This window comes from Gammaproteobacteria bacterium (genome assembly GCA_041395725.1).
Lineage (GTDB): Bacteria > Pseudomonadota > Gammaproteobacteria > Pseudomonadales > Pseudohongiellaceae > NORP240.
In genome coordinates this window covers 1714229-1727467 of record JAWKZW010000001.1, presented here as the reverse complement: position 1 = coordinate 1727467, position 13239 = coordinate 1714229, and the positions used below count along the sequence as shown (strand labels likewise).

The following is a 13239-nucleotide window of genomic DNA, read 5'->3' as shown; positions in this document are numbered from 1 at the left end:
GCCCTACTCCTCCTCTTCACTGCTGTCATTGCCGTTCGCCGCGCTGTCCCGGGTTATCCTGGCGATCAGCCTGGCCCGTTCGGCGGCGATTTCAGTGCGTAATTGCTGGTCAGACTCCAGGTCAAAGTAGGGGATACCGTCCACCCAGGTCGTTTCCGCTACCGCGTAAACCGACAAGGGGTGATCGGACCACAGCACCAGGTCCGCATCCTTACCAACCCTGATGCTCCCCATGCGATCATCGAGGTGGAGGAGCCTGGCGGGATTCAGCGTGATCATTTTCATCGCATCCACCTCGCTGACACCCCCGTACTTGACCGCCTTGGCGGCTTCCTGATTCAGGCGCCGGGACATCTCTGCGTCATCCGAGTTGATTGCCACTACCACGCCGGCCTGCTGCATGAGAGCGGCGTTATAAGGTATCGCATAGCGTACTTCCCATTTGTATCCCCACCAATCAGAGAAAGTGGAACCTCCGGCACCATGCAGCGCCATTTTGTCAGCTACCTTGTAACCTTCGAGGATATGGGTGAAGGTATTGATATTGAAATCGAAACTGTCGGCCACCTGCATCAGCATATTGATTTCCGACTGCACATAGGAATGGGCGGTCACATAACGTTCCCCATTCAATATCTCGAGCATGGTTTCATGGACCAGGTCCCTGCGGGGTCTTGGCGTATTGCGGCGCGCCACACCGGAAAGGCTGTTGTAATCGTTCCAGGCCTTTTCGTAGGCTCGCGCATTGGTGAACGCATCAACGAAGACCTGTTCCACACCCATGCGCGTCTGCGGGTAGCGGACCGACGCCGGGTTGCTGCTGCGCTTGACGTTTTCTCCCAGGGCGAACTTGATAAACCTGGGGGCATTTTCGATCAGCAGTTCCTGCGGCGGCCTGCCCCAGCGCATCTTGATCAGCGCGGACTGTCCGCCAATGGGGTTGGCGGACCCGTGCAATAGCTGGGCGGCAACCACACCGCCGGCCAGGTTGCGGTAGATATTGATATTTTCGGAGTTCACCACGTCCGGCATGCGCACCATGCCGGAGTTGGTGGCCCGTTCATTGATATTGAAAAGGGCGATATGGGAATGTTCGTCGATGATGCCCGGCGTCAGATGCTTGCCGGTGCCATCGACCTCCAGCACATTGCCCGCTGCCAGATCGGGCCCCACCGCGCTGATTCTGCCTCCTTCGACAAGCACGTCGGTAACCACGATTCCGGCCGCTTCATTAGTCCAGACCGTGGCGTTTCTGATCACCATGTCCTGTTGCGCCGGCAGGGATTCCCGCCCGTAAGCCACAAAGGGATAGATCACTGCACCAGGGCTGTCTTCCAGACTGTCTGATGCTACCCGCTCTTCCTCGACGGCCACGTCTCCGAGTCGGGACAGCGACCAGCTGACGGACGCACCGCCGGGCAGGTTGCCGTTTCCGCGCCAACCGTCACCGTCCGGCCAGCCGGCGAGTCGCGTCTTGTTGCCGTTGTCGTCACTGACATAGTTAAGGGAGATGAACTCGTCATCGACTTCGATGTCGACCACGGTGTCAGATTCGGTCAGGCTGGCATTGGCCTCACCATTCCGGAAGGACAGTTCCATGGTCGACACGCGATCACCAACGGCCAGCCGATACTGCCCTGAGCGGTCCGACTTGTCGACATCCAGGGGATAGCGCTGGCCCTGAATCCAGTTCTCCAGCAGCACGGTGCCATCATCCATCAAGGGACCCGAGGTGATAAGGAAATTGGCCAGTGCACCAGGGATCAATTGCCCGACACGGTCCTCGACGCCAAGTAGGCGGGCGGGATGCAGGGTAACTGCCTCCACCGCCGCGGATTCAGACAAGCCTTTTTCTACCGCCTCGCGCAGATTCGACCAGAATTCTTCCCCGGCTCCATGACTGGTAATCGCAAAACGTATTCCAGCCTCTGCAAGTCTGGCCGGGTTATAAGGCGCCAGCTCCCAGTGCTTGAGATCAGCCAGAGAGACTTCGTCGCTTTCTACCGCATCTTCAACAGCAGGCGCCTCAGGAAAATCAATCGGCACGATAAGGGAAGCACCGGTTGCCCGGACCAGGTCAAGCTGCTGGTAACTGTCACCGGCTGTCTTGAGAATGTACTGAGTCGAGAACTCATCCCCGATCCGGTCCATGGTCAAGGCCAGCTGCCAGTTATCCACCTCCATAATCTGCGGCAGGGACCGGTTTCGAATCAGCGCTTCCAGCGATTCATCCGTGAAAGGCCTGGGGCTCTGTGCCGCGAACCATTCCGTATCCAGATAGGTCTGTCGCAGCAACGCCATCGCCCCCATCAGCGATCCCGGCACTGATTGCACAGAGGTGCCCTTGTCCAGCGAGTAGTGGGTAGCCGCATCGGGAACGATCACCGACTGGTTGGCTCTCTCGTCACCCAGCGTAACCAACGATGAAGTGCCGCGGGCGATGCCGTCACTGCGAAAACTGAGCACGGTGGAAAAACCCATCTCACGCAGTGCCTGTCGCCTCTCTTCATCGGGACTGAAAACCATGCTGGCGCGGAACTGGGACTTGATCGCGTCGTTAACGTAAAACGCCTGCTCGGTGGCGAACAGATTTTCCGCCGCCCCGTTGCTATCCTGAGCGCGGTCCGGCGCCGGCAGCCCGTAATCCGTATAGATATCGATCAGCCCCGGATACACATAGCGACCCGCCACATCGATTTCGAAATAGCCGGAAGGTACTGCACCATCAACACCCACCTGGTCAATTTTCCCTTCACTGACCAGCAGCATACCGTTCTCAAGAATGTTGCCACCAGACTGGTAAATACGCGCATTGGTGATCGCGAAGGCATCGCGGCGATTATCGGCAACGCCGTTGGGAGTGAAATTGTCCTGCCCATAAGCCCCGAGAGCGGCCGAAATCAGCCCGGTGGCGACGCTGACTACGATGGCCAGACGCTGTTTCCTGCCTGGCAATCCGGCAATTGGAAGAGAATTCATCGTTAATTCGGCCTCATCTGGAAAGCTGAAGGGTCTTTTGTCAAGGAGCCTCTGAAAAGCGATCTCCTTATAATCAACCCTCTGTGAAGGAAAATCTGTGATTAAGGAACCTTTGGTCTATTACCGCGGCGCTCTGTGCGAGCCTGCCGGTTCCCGTTGCAGAGGTTAGTGCGCTCAAAATGAACTGCCACCCTGCCCGGCTCTGTAATAGCGAAACGATGTCTGACAGGAAAACTCAATTGGACTGCAGGTAGAAACTGTTACATAACCGAGATTGCGCTGACCTGTATGGCAGACGCTCGCAAGGGGCAGCAGTCAGACTGTGCCCCGCAGCTCGCGATTTTCGGACTACTTCAGGTTTGAATAATCGGTGTTGCTCATCATGTAGACTTCAGCAGACACCTGAACCGGGTACTTCTCGCGCAGCGCCAACCACTCCGCATCGGTACGGAATGCATCCCAGACTTCGGTGCGGTGGGCGCGGTCACGATAGGCCAGCATCCACACCAGGGTGTTGGGATCGTCCAGCCGTTGCCAGACGGCGATTACTTCAGCGCCCAGGCGTTCAAAAATACCCACTTCCTGCTCACGAAAACGCTGATGCAGCTCACCGATGCCATGATTGCCATTTTCGTCTGGCTGTGCGGTGTACATGCGCAGCTCGAAACAGCGTGCATCCTCCGCCACGTCCGCGGCTAAATCGGCGGGCAGCTGGCCGGCAGGACCGCAGGGAGCCGGCGCCTGCTGGGCAGAGGCAGCACTGCCAAAGGCAAGCAATAGAGTTGGTATCAAGGCCACTAAAAGGTTTTTCATTATTATCTCCTTCGCATATTGTTAACAGGTAATTCAGATAATTTCTTATTTTCGATATAACGCCACGAACTTGCTGGTCTGACCCTGTATCGATGGGTCAAAAACACTGTTATCCAGGGGGTCTGCGTCGTTCCTGTGCAGATTTGAGTTACGCACCATCTCCAGCCCCACGGCTGCAGCGTAGCCGGTCACCACCTCTTCACGGATTCGGTGCAGGGTACCACCCACTTCCACACCTGAGCCCGGCGGGCCGATATGGTCAATGGCCAGGAACAGCCCACCGGGTTTCAGGACACGGCTGATTTCGGCAAACGCGGTTTCCGCATCGCCCAGGGATTCTCCATCGGGGGCATAGCCCAGTTCGTGAGGTCCCAGAATCCAGGTCACCATGTCGACGGAATTATCCGGCGCTTCCAGCACATCAAAATTGGTCCGGGTCACGCGCACGTTGGGCAGCCGGTCGTTTGCCACGCGCTGGGCAACGGAATCACCGAGAAAACTGTCGAACGACGGTGGATTGTGCATGATTACCGCTCCGGCAGGCCCTACTGCACGACTCATGATCTCCGTGTAGTAACCTCCGCCCGCTTCCAATTCGAAGACTGTCATGCCCGGCTGCAGCCCGGCAAATGCCAATACTTCGAGGGGCATGCGTCGTGCGTCGTCCGCAGCGTCGGCTGCTGGTCGATCACCATGGATCAGGGCATTGCCGACCAGGTCGGCGGTAGCGGGCTGGGCATTCAGTCCCAGGCTGGCTGCCAGTAATCCGACACCGACCAGGGGTATAAAGAGTTTCTTGATTGTGTTCATTTACTTGTCCCAACGTTTGTTATTAATAGGCAGGGCCCCTAAGTGTAGGGGTAAAAGCTGAGGAACACCACGCCTGACGCAGGTCCGATAGGTAGATTCAACCCAGGTGAGCGCCGTTTTGCCGTCGATCAGGCTTGGGAACCCGGTTCTCCAGAATGTTTTCCTCCCTGCCGGATTAGCGCTAGACTTGATTCTATTTTTCAGCAGGACAGCCAACATGTTCCGACGCCTCAACAACTGCCACAATGTTCATGACCTGCGCCTTCTGGCAAAACAGCGTCTCCCTGGTCCGATCTTCCACTACATTGACGGTGCAGCGGACGACGAAGTGACCTATCGGCGTAACACCAGCGCCTTCGAGGAGTGCGACCTGGTCCCCCGGGTACTGGCAGGGGTAGAAGAAGTGGACATGTCAGTTACTGTCATGGGGCAGAAACTGCAGATGCCGGTGTTCTGTTCACCTACCGCCCTGCAACGGCTGTTTCATCGCGATGGCGAGCGGGCGGTGGCGCGGGCGGCAGAAAAATTCGGCACCATGTTCGGCGTGTCGGCTCTGGGTACTGTTGCGCTGAAAGAAATTGGCGAAATGATCTCCACGCCAAAAATGTTCCAGTTCTACTTTCACAAGGATCGTGGCCTCAATGACGCCATGGTCGAACGGGCCCAGGCGGCGGGATTCAATGCCCTGGCCCTGACCGTGGACACTATTACCGGGGGCAACCGGGAGCGGGATCTTTACACCGGGTTTACTTCCCCGCCCAGACTGACTTTGCGCAGCCTGATGAGTTTTGCTACCCATCCGGGCTGGACTTTCGACTACTTTTTTGGTGAGTCATTTGAACTGGCAGAGCTGAAGGACTTTGTTCAGCAGGGCTCCAATGTCGCTGTTTCAATCGGTGACTATTTCGCCTCGATGCTGGATCAGACCATGAGCTGGAGTGACGCTGAGGCGCTGAAAACCAGGTGGGGAGGACCTTTCTGCCTCAAAGGCATCATGAGTGTGGAGGACGCCCGCAAAGCGGTCGACATCGGGGCCGATGCCATAATGATCTCCAATCACGGCGGTCGTCAGCTGGATGGCTCCAGGTCACCCTTCGACCAGATTGCCGAGATCAGCGATGCTGTCGGTGACCAGATCGATGTCATACTCGATGGTGGCATTCGCCGCGGCACTCATGTGATCAAAGCCCTGGCGGCGGGCGCCAGGGCCTGCTCCGGCGGCCGGCTCTATCTGTATGCCCTCGCTGCCGCCGGGCAGCCCGGCGTGGAGCGGGCATTGAACAACCTGAAGCTGGAAATCGAAAGGGACATGAAGCTGATGGGCGTGACAAGCGTGGCTCAACTGAATCGCTCCATGTTGCGTTTCCGATAGCCTCCGGTCGCATTTCAAACTGCTTTGCAGGACACCCTGCGTATCAGGAATCGTCGTGTGTTTCCCCTGCAGCCGGGCTGCCTGCTGCGCTCAGCACCCATTGTCGGGCGGGTTTCGCGGGTATCCACCAGGCTCACTGGCGTCGGGAATAGTCCCGCGTGCCGCCCCATAGTGTCCCTGACAAAGCAGGCTGGCTTACCAGAACCGACAGTTGAGAATAGCGATGTTTGCGCGTAGTCTGTACAGGGTATGAATAGGCGTTCCCCGTCAATACTCGTAAACCAATAAAAATAAGGAGCACCCTGTCATGGGACCAACTCAACCTGATATACAAAAAGCCTGCTGGTTTGCGCTCGGTCTCGCAGTTTTTGCGCTCCCGGCCCAGGCCCAGGACGCCGGGCGCCCTGATCTTGAAGGGATCTGGACCAATGCATCCTTAACCAGCCTGCAGCGCCCCGCAGGTGTCGAGACACTGGTGGTGTCTGCCGAGGAGGCCCGGGTAATAGCAGCCAGCACTCCCATCGCGGGCATTGAAGGAGGCCTGGACGAAGGCGACGGAATCAATGACATCCCCGATGAAGGGGCGTCAGATTTTGGTGTCAGGGCTTACAACAATTTCTGGGTGGATCCCGGCTCCAATCTGGCCCAGGTCAAGGGCGAATTCCGGACCTCTTACATCATCGAACCCGCCAACGGCCGCGTACCCTGGCTGGACAATCCCCGTTTCGACTTCGAACGCGCCAGTTTCGGCTCCCGCTATGCCACCGGTGTCGCGGACTTCCGCGGGCCGGAGGCGTTCCCGAATTCAGAGCGTTGCCTGCTGGGGTTCGGGAATAAAGCCGGGCCCGGCATGATGGGAGCGCTCTACAACAATACCTATCAGTTTGTGCAGACCGACAAGTACGTAACCATCCTCGTTGAGATGGTCCACGACGCGCGTATCATTCCAGTTTTTGATACCCCCGCTGAGGCGCGGGCCAATCGCCGGCCAGCCGTTCACGAGCCCTGGTTCGGGGATTCTGTTGGCTGGTACGAAGGCAACGAGCTGGTGGTGGAAACCGTTAACATCAACCCGCAGCAGCTCAGCCAGAGCACGGTGTCCATTACCAAGCAGGGGCGTATTATCGAACGCTTCAGCCGCTATTCCGATGCTGAAATGCTGTACCAGTTCAGCGTTGAAGACAGTAATCTGTACCGCCAGCCCTGGACTGCCGAACTGAGCTTCTACGCCACCGACGATGGACTCTATGAATACGGCTGCCACGAGGGCAACTACTCCATGCCGGGGTCATTGGCTGGTGCCCGTACATTGGAAGTCTACGAAGAATTCGGCATCACTGACTGAGACGGGCGCTGCCCAGCAGCAGGTCCGGCACACTGTCAATGCTGCCGTCTGATCGGGATTTCAACCGCACAAAGTCGTCCTGTACGGTCTGTGACAGAGTCGCCACCTTGTCGGTGTTGGATGTCGTGCTTTCCACCAGCTGATTCAGCCCCATCAGGCGCTGGTTCAGCTGATCAAGCTGCTCACGCAGGCGGGGATCATCGATGGCCGTGGTATCAATGCGCGAGGCCAGGTTCTGCAGTTCTTCCGAGGGCTGCCTCCAGACTCACTTGCCGGGCGGTAGTCCTGGAAAACCATCACCGGCCGGCCTGTGTTCAGACTTAAGCACGCCAAACAGATCGACGTCTTCAGGTTTGCCCCATTTAAGCAGTTGCTGGCGCAAGGTACCTTCATGACGCATGCCTAACTTCTGCAGCACCCGCTGCGACGCCTGATTCCGCCGCAGCGCGCGGGCAAAGACCCGTTGCAGACCCAGCTCGCCAAAAGCGTACTCTACCACCGAACGGCCGGCCTCGGTGCAGAATCCCTGCCCCCAATAGGGCAGCCCTATCCAGTAGCCCAGCTCACCCAGGTATCCGCTCTCCAGCATCAGCCCGATGGCGCCCAGCGGCTGATCGCTGGCATGCAGCGTGATGGCAAAAGTGACCTGCTCACCAGTCTTGAAAGCATCGGCGTGGCCGGCAATCCAGGACTCCGCCATACCGTCCTCGTAAGGATGGGGAATGTTCGCCGTGGTGTCGGCGATCTCCCAGGCACCGGCCAGGCGCTGCACGACGGGCCCGTCCTCAAGCTGGAAAGGCCTCAGTCGCAGGCGTGTGGTTATAAGATCCGGTTGCTGTAACATGCGTATCCATCGTCAGGGCTCAGGCGCCTTGCCGGGATGTTTTGCTGACTGCCAGGATGGTAGACTTCCACCTGCTGAATTCCAAGATGCAATACTGATAAACCCGATCATTGCATAAATTGTTGAGGTCAGGAGCTTTCAGAGTGGTATTTCCAGCGTCGCTTGGAGATTTTTATGGATTGAGCGTAGTCATTCTACGTGATATCCAGAAAAATCGAGTACGGCGCTGGAAATGCTGCTAGGGAAGCAGCGAAGCGGTCCCGGGCCAAGAATTTATGCAGTGAGCGGGTAAATTTAGGTATCACTGCCGTGATGCCATCAACAAGGAGAAAACAATGGCAAATGAAGGCTATCACGAACCCATTGAGGAACTGTCAGATGCTACCCGCGACATGCACCGGGCCATTACCTCGCTGATGGAAGAACTGGAAGCCGTGGACTGGTACAACCAGCGGGTAGATGCCTGCAAGGATGACGAGTTACGGGCCATTCTCGCCCACAATCGCGACGAGGAGATGGAGCACGCGGCCATGGTGCTGGAGTGGATACGCCGTCGCAGCCCACGCTTCGACAAGGAACTTAAAGACTATCTGTTTACCGACAAGCCTATTGCCCATAAATAGCGGAGGCTTCGTCGCCCCCTGGATCTTTGCGCTGGCCAGACCGGGCACCCGGCCCGCTGATCGAACTAACTGACAGGAGCCGCAGCGGCTTTCTTCTTGAAGGGCGCCAGCATCTGTCGGACATCTTCATCGGTCAGGGTTTCTTTCTCCTGCAGGGCCGCGGCAATGGCATCCAGCTCTTCCCGGTGGGCCTGCAGGGTATCGAAGGCGCGCAGCTCGTTATCACGGACCAGCCTGCTCACCTCCTCGTCGATCAACTCTGCGGTATGCTCGCTGTAATCCTTACGCAGCACCAGTTCCTGGCCGGGAAAGGTCTGGTCCGGGTGCTGGAAGCTCAGGGGGCCAAGACCCTCGTTCATTCCCCACTCTGTAACCATGTGACGAGCCAGCGTGGTCGCCTGCTGCAGGTCATTGGCAGCACCGGAACTGACTTCATCGAACACCAGCTTTTCCGCACTGCGCCCACCCAGCATGATGGATATCCGGTCCTCCAGGTAGTGCTGCCCGTAATTGACCTTGTCCTCTTTCGGGGTCTGCTCAGTAAAGCCCAGAGACAACCCCCGCGGAATGATACTGACCTTGCGCAGCGCATCGGCATAAGGCATGTAATAGGCTGTCAGGGCGTGACCGGCCTCGTGGTAAGCAGTGCGCTTGCGCTCATCCTCGGTCAGTAGAGATTCCCGTTTCTCCCCGAGAATCACCTTGTCACGGGCACGCTCCAGGTAGCTGTTGTCTACCCGCTCCTTCCCTTCCCGGGCCGCCAGCAACGCGGCCTCGTTAATCAGGTTCGCCAGGTCTGCGCCGGAAAAACCTACCGTGCCGGCTGCAATCCTGTCCAGATCCACGTCTTCCGCCATGATGACTTTGCTGGCATGGACTTTCAGAATATCGAGCCGCGCCTGACGCTGGGGCAAGTCCAGCACTACCTTGCGATCGAAACGCCCGGGGCGGGTAAGGGCCGTATCGAGTACGTCCGGCCGGTTGGTGGCAGCAATGACCACAATGGCTTCATCGCCGGTAAAGCCGTCCATCTCGGCGAGAATCTGATTCAGAGTCTGTTCCCGCTCATCATTGCCCAGCCCCGCGGCACTGCTGCGGGCGCGTCCCACCGAGTCAATCTCGTCGATGAAAATGAGGGCCGGTGCCACTTCACGGGCCTGCTTGTACATATCCCGGACGCGGGACGCACCGACACCGACGAACATCTCCACGAACTCGGAGCCCGTAATACTGAAAAAGGGGACACCTGCCTCTGCCGCTGTCGCTCTGGCGAGGAGTGTCTTGCCGGTGCCGGGCGGACCTATCAGCAGTATGCCCTTGGGAATTTTTGCACCAATGCGCCGATACTTGTCCGGGTTCTTCAGAAAGTCGATAACCTCGGCCAGGTCATCCTTGGCGTGCTTAAGGCCGGCAATGTCATCGTAACTTAACTTGATATTCTCACCACGGGTCATGCGCGCCTTGGACTTGGTGAAACTGAACACACCGCCGCCAGGATAGCCCTTGCCGCCAGCCCGCATCGCCCGGGTTCCAAGCATAAAAATGCCGATCAACAACAACCACGGAAGCAGGTTTATCAACAGCAGGGTCCACATGGACTGCTGTTCGGAGCTGACCCGAACCTCCACGTCCATTTCCTCCAACAGTGGAAACAGATCATCGTCAGCCAGAGGAGGGAAGGTGGTAGTGAACTCAGTAAAATCATTCACGGCAAAGCGGTAGGTACCGTCGATCCTGTCACCGCGCATGTTGATGCTGGCAATCTCATCGTTACGCAGCCGCTCCTTGAACTCCGAGTAGGCAATGTCCGCCTGCCCCTGCCCGCCCCGGTCAAAGAAGGTAATCAGCGCAAAAAACAACAGGGTGAGAATGAACAGGTCGGTCCAGCGCTGGATACCGGGAGGGATGGCAGGCGGTGGTGTGCCTGACGGCTTGTGGTCCTGCTGTTCTGGTGTTGGCATGCTTCAGGCCATTGCTGCTTGGCGGACTTTAGACTTGAGGAGCCTCTGATTTATCGCCACAGCGCGTTGTGGGAATCAGTCAGAGGCCACTTAACCGTAAAACGAGCATAAACAGGTTCCCCAGCAGTGTCCACTGGTCAGGGCAGACGCGAAGCCCCATTTTAGCGGCATCAACGCCAGATCGAGGCACCGGGCAACAGATACTGGAGCCTGCGACACCCTGGCAGGAGAATCGCGCCAGAAAAAATCTTCACTAACCGCTTGCTCACCGACCAAAGAGGGGGTTAACCTGCCAGCCTGGAAGGCCAGAATAATAATAACCATGGCACTCAAATACCCCCGCCTCCGCTTGCTCTGCGGGCTTTTTTGCCTGTCCCAGACCCTGTCGTTGCAGGCTCAGGATACACCCGACGGCACCGTCACCTATGCGGCGGGTTTTTTTACCCAGTACGCACCGGTTACTGTCAATGACATGCTGAACCGGATTCCGGGCATCGGCCTGGCGCTCGATGGAGACAGTGCCAGTAATTTCAGGGGCGGCAACGATCGGGGCCTGGGTGGCAGCGACCGGATACTTATCAATGGCAAACGCCTGGCCGGCAAGTCCAATGAAGCGCGATCGCAGCTTGATCGGATTACTGCGGATCAGGTGAACTATATCGAAATTATCCGCGGCAACTCCGGCAACCTCGATGTACAGAATGCCGGCCAACTGGTTAATATCGTACTGTTTGAGTCCCAGTCCTCCATCGCTTACTCCAGCGAACTGGGTATGACTCACTTTCAAGACGGTACTGTCGAGCCGACGGGGTCCTTTTCTCTCAGCGGCCAGCGCGGGCCGCTCAATTACCTTTTCAGTACCAACCTGGCGACCAGCTATGAGGCGCTGGAAAGTTACGAACTCAGCCTGCTGTCCGACCACTCCCTGAACGAAACAAGAACGTTTGACCGCTACCGGGATCAGCAGAACATATCTGTTAATTCCAATCTGGTCTACCAGCCAACACCGTCGGACCGCATCGCTTTTAATGTGCTGTATGGGGAGAGCGACCCACCAAGCAGCCTGGTCCGGGTGATCACCGACCTGAAGCCAAACCCGGGACCCGTTGTATTCGAGCGGGAGGAACTCCCCGCGACCGCGGATAACTGGGAATTCGGCGGCGACTACGAACACAACTTCGACGGCGGCGGACGCTATAAGCTGTTATTTATTGTTAACGAAAAGAACAATGCCATTAATCGGCAACGGTATGTATCCACGGCCATTAATAACGAAGAGATCAAAAACCTGTTCCTGGATACCCGCAGCCAGTACCAGGAGAGGATCGTCCGCACCTCTTATGCCTGGGACATTGCCGGAGGCCAGAACCTGGAGCTGGGGATAGAGGGCGCCCAGACTATCCAGGATTCCAGCCTCAAACTTGGCCTGCGCATCCCCGGCGATCCCCTCCCGGAATACGGTGGGCTCGTGCCTGCCGATCCTCCCAATGCCGTATCCACCGTAGAGGAGTTACGCTTCGAGGGATTCGCAATCCATAACTGGCAGATTAATACGCGCATGTCCCTGCAGAGCAGCCTGCTCTATGAAAAGTCTGAAATTGAACAGCGGGCCGATGACTTTAAATCCAGGATATTCGATTTCCTCAAGCCCAAACTGGATTTCCGGTTCAATGTCAGCAACTCGCTTCAGCTGCGCATGTCGGCGGAGAAGCAGGTGTCTCAGTTAAGGTTCTCCGATTTTTCTGCTGCCACCAACGACCGGGACGAAGATCAGGACACCCTGGCGGGCAACCCTGAACTGGTGCCGGAAGAAAGCTGGCGTTATGACCTGAATATTGACTATCGCCTGCCCGCTGACGGAGGCGTGTTGAACACCCGGCTGTTCTATTACGACATCAGCAATGTCATTGATCGTATCGACATCTCCAGCAGCCCCGGCAGGCTGGCCACAACCAATGGCAACGTGGGTGACGGAACAGTCTATGGCCTGAATATCAATGCCAGCCTGCGCCTGGGCATAATAAACCTTCCCCAGGCCGTTCTTACGGCAGGTCTCCTGGTGCAGGATTCGTTTATCGATGATCCGATGATCGCCATGGAAAGGAAGGTTGTGCCTTATGACCGGGGCCGGGTAAGTCTTGGGTTCAGGCATGATATTCCATCCATCAATCTGAACTATGGATTCAATTACTTCGATGGCATCGATGGTAACCGACCGTTCTTCGATATCGACAACGTCATCTACATCGGCTCGAACAGCAACCTGAACCTGTTCGTGGAGAAAGTCGGTTTTGCCGGCATGACTTACCGCTTTGAAGCAGACAACGTGCTCGACCACGAGAACTGCCGGGAAAGAAGGCGTTATTTCGGCTACCTGAGGGATGACAACCTGAGAGAAATTGAGCGCTATTGCACAACCAATGGCACACGTTTCGTGTTTAAGGTGAGAGCGACATTCTGATACCCGATCAGCTGCAAACGCTACTGGCGAA

General features: G+C 57.1%; 10 protein-coding genes. 4 read left to right on the top strand and 6 right to left on the bottom strand.

The annotated features are described in order from the left end of the window. Window positions 1–3: 3 nt before the first annotated feature. The 3 genes from R3F50_07595 to R3F50_07585 form a co-directional block, all read right to left on the bottom strand. On the bottom strand, window positions 4–2979 hold the full coding sequence (locus R3F50_07595; GenBank protein ID MEZ5490168.1) for an amidohydrolase family protein: 2976 nt from the start codon (window positions 2977–2979) through the stop codon (window positions 4–6). Window positions 2980–3327: 348 nt separating this feature from the next. Then, complete coding sequence (locus tag R3F50_07590) at window positions 3328–3792, bottom strand: NIPSNAP family protein (GenBank protein ID MEZ5490167.1); 465 nt, start codon at window positions 3790–3792, stop codon at window positions 3328–3330. A 45-nt stretch (window positions 3793–3837) separates the two neighbouring features. Further along, entirely contained in the window at window positions 3838–4602 is a 765-nt protein-coding gene (locus tag R3F50_07585; GenBank protein ID MEZ5490166.1) for a methyltransferase domain-containing protein, read from the bottom strand. Between the two features lie 217 nt (window positions 4603–4819). On the opposite strand from R3F50_07585, the gene R3F50_07580 reads away from it, so the two are divergent. Then, window positions 4820–5974 carry an alpha-hydroxy acid oxidase gene (locus tag R3F50_07580; protein MEZ5490165.1) on the top strand — a complete coding sequence of 385 codons (1155 nt, stop codon included), beginning with the start codon at window positions 4820–4822 and terminating at the stop codon, window positions 5972–5974. Window positions 5975–6281: 307 nt separating this feature from the next. Next, window positions 6282–7319, top strand: coding sequence for a hypothetical protein (locus R3F50_07575; GenBank protein ID MEZ5490164.1), 1038 nt, complete (start codon window positions 6282–6284; stop codon window positions 7317–7319). On the opposite strand, the gene R3F50_07570 is transcribed toward R3F50_07575, so the two are convergent. Beyond that, a complete protein-coding gene (locus R3F50_07570; GenBank protein MEZ5490163.1) occupies window positions 7309–7473 on the bottom strand; it encodes a hypothetical protein in 165 nt (54 codons plus the stop codon). The two genes, R3F50_07575 and R3F50_07570, sit on opposite strands and share 11 nt — an antisense overlap. 111 nt (window positions 7474–7584) lie before the next feature. Continuing rightward, complete coding sequence (locus R3F50_07565) at window positions 7585–8163, bottom strand: GNAT family N-acetyltransferase (GenBank protein MEZ5490162.1); 579 nt, start codon at window positions 8161–8163, stop codon at window positions 7585–7587. Window positions 8164–8498: 335 nt separating this feature from the next. Between R3F50_07565 and R3F50_07560 the strand changes: the two genes are divergently transcribed. Beyond that, window positions 8499–8786, top strand: a complete 288-nt coding sequence (locus tag R3F50_07560; GenBank protein MEZ5490161.1) for a ferritin-like domain-containing protein — start codon at window positions 8499–8501, stop codon at window positions 8784–8786. Window positions 8787–8851: 65 nt separating this feature from the next. Here R3F50_07560 and ftsH read toward each other — a convergent pair whose 3' ends face one another. Continuing rightward, complete coding sequence (gene ftsH, locus R3F50_07555; GenBank protein MEZ5490160.1) at window positions 8852–10747, bottom strand: ATP-dependent zinc metalloprotease FtsH; 1896 nt, start codon at window positions 10745–10747, stop codon at window positions 8852–8854. Between the two features lie 322 nt (window positions 10748–11069). Between ftsH and R3F50_07550 the strand changes: the two genes are divergently transcribed. Continuing rightward, a complete protein-coding gene (locus R3F50_07550) occupies window positions 11070–13208 on the top strand; it encodes a hypothetical protein (GenBank protein MEZ5490159.1) in 2139 nt (712 codons plus the stop codon). Window positions 13209–13239: the final 31 nt, after the last annotated feature.